6 protein-coding genes are annotated in these 7,144 nt (G+C 46.7%); 4 read left to right on the forward strand and 2 right to left on the reverse strand.

The features are described 5' to 3' along the window. Positions 1–1,641 (reverse strand): protein kinase domain-containing protein, encoded by a 1,641-nt coding sequence (locus ACLFWI_RS23360; RefSeq protein WP_446414917.1) that lies wholly within the window; start codon positions 1,639–1,641, stop codon positions 1–3. A gap of 192 nt (positions 1,642–1,833) precedes the next feature. Further along, on the reverse strand, positions 1,834–1,965 hold the full coding sequence (locus ACLFWI_RS23365; RefSeq protein WP_446414918.1) for a hypothetical protein: 132 nt from the start codon (positions 1,963–1,965) through the stop codon (positions 1,834–1,836). Positions 1,966–2,188: 223 nt separating this feature from the next. Between ACLFWI_RS23365 and pheT the strand changes: the two genes are divergently transcribed. The 4 genes from pheT to larB form a co-directional block, all read left to right on the forward strand. Continuing rightward, positions 2,189–4,636 carry a phenylalanine--tRNA ligase subunit beta gene (pheT, locus tag ACLFWI_RS23370; RefSeq protein WP_446414919.1) on the forward strand — a complete coding sequence of 816 codons (2,448 nt, stop codon included), beginning with the start codon at positions 2,189–2,191 and terminating at the stop codon, positions 4,634–4,636. A gap of 49 nt (positions 4,637–4,685) precedes the next feature. Then, positions 4,686–4,955 carry a YciI family protein gene (locus ACLFWI_RS23375; RefSeq protein ID WP_446414920.1) on the forward strand — a complete coding sequence of 90 codons (270 nt, stop codon included), beginning with the start codon at positions 4,686–4,688 and terminating at the stop codon, positions 4,953–4,955. Positions 4,956–5,400: 445 nt separating this feature from the next. Continuing rightward, the gene (locus tag ACLFWI_RS23380) at positions 5,401–6,414 is read left to right on the forward strand and encodes a GAF domain-containing protein (RefSeq protein ID WP_446414921.1); all 1,014 of its coding nucleotides are present in this window, start codon (positions 5,401–5,403) and stop codon (positions 6,412–6,414) included. A gap of 119 nt (positions 6,415–6,533) precedes the next feature. After that, a partial coding sequence (gene larB, locus ACLFWI_RS23385; protein ID WP_446414922.1) for a nickel pincer cofactor biosynthesis protein LarB occupies positions 6,534–7,144 on the forward strand: 611 nt, incomplete at its 3' end.

The following is a 7,144-nucleotide window of genomic DNA, read 5'->3' on the forward strand; positions in this document are numbered from 1 at the left end:
CTATGACCAAAGACCTCGCTTGCCATTCGGCATAATTGTTGCCCAATTAGTTTTAGCTAAAGCTAACTGTTCCTCCGTAATTTTGGCATTGGCAAGATTCGCGCCACAGAGATTTGCCCCCTTAAGATTGGCATGATTCAGATAAGCAAAACTTAAATCTGCCCCGCGTAAATCTGCCCCCTCTAAATCCGAATTGCTCAAATAAGCCCGACCTAAATTGGCATCTCGCAAATTCGCCCGAGTTAAGCTTGCCTGACCAAAATCAGCACTGGCTAAATCAGCACCTTGTAAATTAATGCGAGTTAACTTGGACTGGTAAAAAATTCCGCCAGATAAATCCGATTTTTGTAAATCTAACCCACTTAAATCATGGGAAGCAAAATCTCTCCGACCTTTCATATATGCCGTTAACACACCATTAGCATCAAGCTTTTTGGGTCTACTGGTAGCAAAACTTTGGCTCGATGGTATATTCCCTGTATGAATTTCTGTCACCGACCTCGATATAAATTGACTGCGGGGATTACCATTACCCATGGTGTTGGGAGCACCCGGACGACTACGTTCCCGTCGTTCACGACGCTTACGAATCGCCGCCGCTAACTTCTGAGTCGCCGATGAAGGAGAGGAAGGAGAACTGGGCGAGTCTACCTCTTGAACTTCGGTGGAATTGCCATTTGTAGTTGTATTCGATAGCCCAGAGGTCGGCATTGCCATTCCTTGAACCAAACTATCAAAATAAGGTTCTAAGTCTAGCGCTCTGAGAATCTCTTCTGCCGTTTGATAGCGATGACGAACAGAAGCCTCCAACATTTTTTTCAACACAGTCGCAAAATGATCGCTGACTTGCACAGATTTACGCCAGACCATTTCACCAGTTGAGGGATTGTAATCTAAATCTTTTGGCGATTTTCCGGTGAGCAAATACACGCTAGTTACGCCGAGAGCATAAATGTCACTGGCATAAACGGGTCGCAATGCCATTTGTTCCGGCGGAGCAAAACCGGGAGTCCCAATGGCAAAATTTGTCAAGGCGGTTTGATCCGAGGTACTGGCAACGGCGGCTTGGTTGACTTCATCTTTAACCGCACCAAAGTCAATCAAGACCAGTTTTCGGTCTTGCTCTCGTCGAATTAAATTAGCCGGTTTGATATCCCGGTGGATCACCTCTTGGCTATGGATATATTTAATCAGGGGGAGAACTTCACTCAGAAATTGCTTGACCCCGGCTTCTGAGAGGGGACCACATTGTTTAATTTCTTGCTGTAACGTGAGTCCACTAATATACTCCTGTACCAAATAAAACTGCTGATTGTCTTGAAAAAAATCCAACAGTCGGGGAACTTGCGGATGATTGCCAATCTTGCCGAGGGTTCTGGCTTCTCGCTCAAATAGCTTTTGAGCCATTTCCAGAACCTGTGATGTGGTTGTTGCGGGACGAAGTTGTTTAATGACGCAACTGGGATTGCCAGGAAGAGACTCATCTCTGGCTAAAAACGTAGCGCCAAATCCGCCTTGACCTAGGGTTTTTAGCACACGATAGCGATTTCGCAACATAATAGGATGACCACACGCCTGACAGCTAGTGACGTGCAGCGGATTTTTGGGCTGAGGACAGTCAGGATTTAGGCAGTAGCTCATTCAGCATCACCAATGGGGCGTTTGTCCGGGCTAGGACGAAAGCTTTCTCAATTGTGATCGAAGCACCCGGCTTATCTATTAAGATCTATAGTTGACTTGAGTGGGAAACGCACCGCCGAATGCACCCTCGCTTTGGTAAGCCTTGGTAAGCAATCTTATCTATCTACAGGATATCTTAATTTACCCTGTCGTTTAGGCACAGATGCCCCAATAACGCATTGATTTGAGTCTTTTTTGGATAAAGTCTTGATAAAGATTGTCCTCTGTTTGTGAAGAATTGGTAAAGTTGGGCAAGTCGGGGAAGCAATGTTCCAGACGTGCCATGGCACGTCTGGGAGCAGGGGGAGCTGAGAGAGCTGGAGAAGATGGGAGACAAAATTTCTATAACCCATTGCCTATTGCCCATTGCCTATTCCCTGTTCCCTGACGAATGACAAATGACAAATGACGGATGACGAATGACATAAGACGAATAACAAATCGGGTATAGTGAGATCAACAGTAACGGAACTGCATCTAAGCTGAGGTCGGTAAAAGCAAGAAATTAATGCGTATCTCTTTAAATTGGCTGCGGGAACTGGTAGATGTGACCCTAGCTCCCCAAGAAATTGCGGAAATTCTCACCAATGCTGGATTTGAGGTCGAGGATATTGAGGATCAGCGGCAGTTAGCCGATGGCGTAGTTGTGGGGAAAGTGCTGGATGTGCAGCCTCACCCCAATGCCGATAAGCTGAGGGTTACTCAAGTTGATATTGGAGACGCGAGTCCAGTCACCATTGTCTGTGGCGCGGCTAATGTCCGGGCAGAGGCTTATGTCCCTGTCGCCACGGTAGGCACTTACCTGCCCACGGTGGATTTGAAAATTCGCTCCTCCAAACTGCGGGGGGTACGTTCCGAGGGCATGATTTGTTCCTTGGCAGAAGTTGGCTTGGAAAAAGAGTCGCAAGGAATTCACATCTTTGAGGCACAGACGCTACAAGTGGGAAGTGATGCTCGTCCCCTCCTCGGACTTACGGATGTGATCCTGGATTTGACCGCAACGGCGAATCGGGCTGATGCTTTGAGTATGGTTGGGGTGGCTCGGGAAGTCGCCGCCCTGACAGGGGCATCTTTGAACCTGCCTAAAACGCCAGAGTTGACGATTCCTCAAGGTACGGGTGGGTTGACGTTGAAAATTGCTGACCCGAAAGCAAGTCCGGCTTATATCGGTACAGTTATTGAAGGGGTGAAAATTCAACCATCGCCAACCTGGTTAAAACAGCGTTTACAAGCCGCAGGTGTGCGACCGATTAATAATGTTGTGGATATTACCAACTATATCCTGTTGGAATGGGGTCAGCCTCTCCACGCCTTTGACCGCGATCGCTTACAACAAGTAGCAGGTGACAAATCCTTAACCATCGGGGTTCGCTTGGCTAAGGGCGAGGAATCGCTCACCACTCTAGATGGTCAATCCCGCACCCTTGATGCCCAAACTCTGTTAATTACCGCCAATGATCGCCCCGTGGCTCTGGGAGGAGTGATGGGTGGTGAGGAAACCGAAGTCCATGAGGGTACTGAGAATTTGGTTCTAGAAGCCGCCCTCTTTGAACCGGTTGCCATCCGTCGTTCCGCCCGCTCTCAAGGCTTACGCACGGAGGCATCCACCCGTTACGAACGGGGCGTCAATCAGGCGGAATTGGGTATCGCAGCCAAACGAGCGATCGCGTTAATCCAGGAACTCGCCCAGGGTAAACCCATTGTCCAAGAAGTAGCCGATACCCGCCCTGATCCGGAAAGTTGGGTGCGCTCGATAGAATTACGCCTAGAACGGGTGAATCAGGTATTAGGTCCGGTGGATTTGGGTGATGAGATTGGTGACATTCAGCCCGATGATGTTGAACGCATTCTCACGGCATTAGGATGTCAACTTCAGTCCGTGGAATCCGACGAGGCGGTGAAATGGATGGTCACGGTTCCCCCCTACCGCTACCGAGATTTAGAACGGGAAATCGATCTGATTGAAGAAGTTGCCCGTCTCTACGGTTATGATAAGTTTTGTGAAGATTTACCCCCGAAAACTGAACCGGGTTATCTATCCATTGACCAAGTTTTAATCCGCAAGATTCGGGAAGCCTTCCGTGCGGCGGGATTAACGGAATTGCTGCAATATTCCTTGGTTAAACCGGAAGAAAAAGAGGAGCAAATTAGCCTATCTAATCCTCTATTTGTGGAATATTCTGCCCTGCGGACGGATTTACTCTCAGGATTGATAGAAGTCGCCCAGTACAACCTCGAACAAAAGAATGGGGTATTGAATGGGTTTGAAGTCGGGCGAATTTTCTGGCGCGATGAAGACGGATTTGCCGAAAGCGATCGCGTGGCGGGAATTTTGGGCGGCGATCCCAATCAGGGGAAATGGATCAGAGGCGGACAAGATGCACCGATGAGTTGGTATGAGGCAAAGGGAATCATCGAAAGCGTGTTTGAACGCTTAGGGTTAACGGTGGAATATCAACCCGATCGCCAGGATTCCCGTTTGCATCCAGGGCGTACCGCTTCCTTATGGATACAAGGCGATCGCTTGGGCAGATTTGGGCAACTGCATCCCCAGCTTAGAGCTAAATTGAGTTTACCCGATGCAGTCTATGGATTTGAATTAGACCTGGATGTCATGTTAAATACTCTTGTCCAAGATGAAAACTTGACGCCGGGATTTTCCGTCTACTCCACGTTTCCAGCCGCAGACAGAGATATTGCCTTCTTTGTACCCGATACTGTCTCAGTCGCCGACATTCAACGCACCACCCAAAAAGCCGCCGGAACCTTATTGGAATCGGTGCAATTATTCGATGAATATCGCGGGGAACGAGTGCCAGAAGGACAGCGCAGTCTGGCGTTTAGGTTAATCTATCGTGCAGGCGATCGCACGCTGACGGACCTAGAAGTGGAATCCGCCCACCAAAAGGTTCGAGACGCCTTATTAGAAAAATTTGGCGTTAGCCTGAGAAGTTAAGTTGTCATTTGTCCTTTGTCCTTTGTCATTTGTTAACAGTTGACTTGTTATGCCCAAATACGTAATGTGGGGAAGCTATTGTGAGGATGTATTAGAAAAACGCGCTCCTCATCGCCAAGCGCATCTGGATGGTTTGACCCAACAAAAAGAATCAGGCGTTTTAATCACGATTGGTCCAACCAAAGACTTGACCAAAGTGTTTGGTATTTATGAAGCTGAAAATGAAGCCACTGTGCGCCAACTGATTGAGGCAGATCCCTATTGGCAAAATGGAATTTGGACAGAGTACGATGTGAAAGAATGGATTCAGGCATTTTAGGTAGCAGCGACGTGAACCCAGAAAACCAATCAAATCTTTTACAGTAGTTTCTGCTAGGATTTTGGCTCTTCCGGACTTGCCTCAGCCAAACTGTTAGTTAAAACGACTCCAAATACAACTATACCGTAGTTTTATGCCTCAACCCACAAGTTTCAGGACATAAGGTTGTATCAAGATCGCTTTGCTTTACATTTGTTCATGGGATAGGGACTTGATCTGCAACCTATGGAAAGCTGAACAAAAAAATGACAAACTTGACCAGAGTAAGCAACAACTCGCCTAAACTCATTATTGGGGAGATTAAGCAAATTCTGGTAGAGGTTAGAGAACACCCTCAATTCCACCCCAAACCAAGGGAGTGAGTCTGTCTTATGGCTTTCTCCCTAGCAGAGGGGGAAATCTTACAGGATTTGAGTGCAGGTGCATTGAATGGATAGAGGTACAAATGAGCGATCGCAACAAGTCCTACGAACAACTCATGGCAGAAGTAGCATCCCTACGCCGACAAGTGATTAAACTGAAAATGACTAAAATGGCGTTTGATGCCCAACATCAGCTCATGAGAACCTTTGCCACAACCTTGCAAGCGGCGAGGGGGACACTGATGGTTAGAGCTATGTTGCAACAAATTGTGACAATTGCTACCAAGCTAACTCGTGCGGAATCCAGTAGTTTGTTCTTACTTGATACCCATGGCGTTGTCACCGAAAGTATTCTAGCTCGTGGTGCGACGCTACGAGGACAAAAGCAACGGCTGATTGGTCAAGTGTTGGATAAAGGTCTAGCCGGTTGGGTCTATCGTCACCGCCAACTGGGACTCATTACTGATACGATCGAGGACGAGCGTTGGTTGACCTTACCCAATCAACCTTACACCGTTCGCTCCGCCCTTGGCGTTCCGATTTTAATGGGTAAAGAAGTCTTAGGAATTCTCACCTTAACCCACTCACAACCCGGACATTTTAGCCCGGAGTCGGCTCATCTAATGCAAATCACAGCAGAATCTATGGCATTGGTGCTTGACAATGCTCGACTCTATCATGAACGTCAGCAGCAAGAACTGGACTTAGAATTAAACCAAACTCAACAGAAAACAACCGCTCAATCTAGTCAAACTGTAACTCAATCCTTCAGCGAGAAAGAATTTTCCCGAATTGGCATGTATATCCTGTTTGGAGAAGGGAATTTTCTATACGTCAATCCCAGATTAGCCGAAACTTTTGGCTATACTTTTGGAGAACTTATCTCATTGGAATCTGTTCTTGAACTCGTATGCCTAGACAATCGTAAGTTTGTTGAACAACAAATCTATAGCTGCATTCAGGGTCAAAGTAAAAATCTTTACTGTCGATTCAAAGGACAGCGTAAAGATAGGAGTTTGATTAATGTGGAAGTTTATGGAAACCGAACTAAACTTTACGGTCGGTTTGTTATCATCGGGGCACTTCGCGTAATTTGATTATGATCAAAAATTGCTATAGCTTAAACCAAGCCAGGTAAATACAGCATTAAATTATGCTTAATTCCAGTTGTATTGTTGTTTAAAGAACCACTAATAATTTAATATTTGCATAAATAATGAATCAACCTCAAGCCATAAAAAATTTGCTCGAATCAGTGGCTGCTGGCGAAACAAGTCCAGCAGTTGCTTTAGATAAACTGAAACATTTTCCCTTTGAATCCGTTAGTAACTTTGCTAAAGTTGACCATCATCGCACATTGAGAACAGGGTTTCCAGAGGTAATATGGGGTTTAGGTAAAACACCTGACCAAATTGCTCAAATTATGGCAGCAATGCGACAACGCGGTTCAGTGGTGATGGCAACTCGCATCTTGCCGGATGTGTTTGCCCAACTCCAAGTTACAGTCCCTGATATCCACTATTATCCCACTGCCCGGATTTGTGCGATCGCGCCGGAAACGATTCCATCCAATTCTCCAGGAACGATTAGTATTATATGCGCTGGCACCTCAGACTTATGGGTTGCTGAAGAAGCAGCAGTTACGGCTCAACTGTGTGGGTTTCAGGTACAGCGTCTCTGGGATGTTGGTGTAGCGGGACTTCACCGCTTACTGAGTCATCAACAGGTTATTACTGAGGCGAATGTGCTAATTGTTGTAGCCGGGATGGAAGGAGCCTTACCTAGCGTTGTTGCGGGTTTAGCTGATTCTCCAGTTATTGCAGTTCC

It is taken from the genome of Coleofasciculus sp., from assembly GCF_046539235.1.
GTDB lineage: Bacteria > Cyanobacteriota > Cyanobacteriia > Cyanobacteriales > Coleofasciculaceae > Coleofasciculus.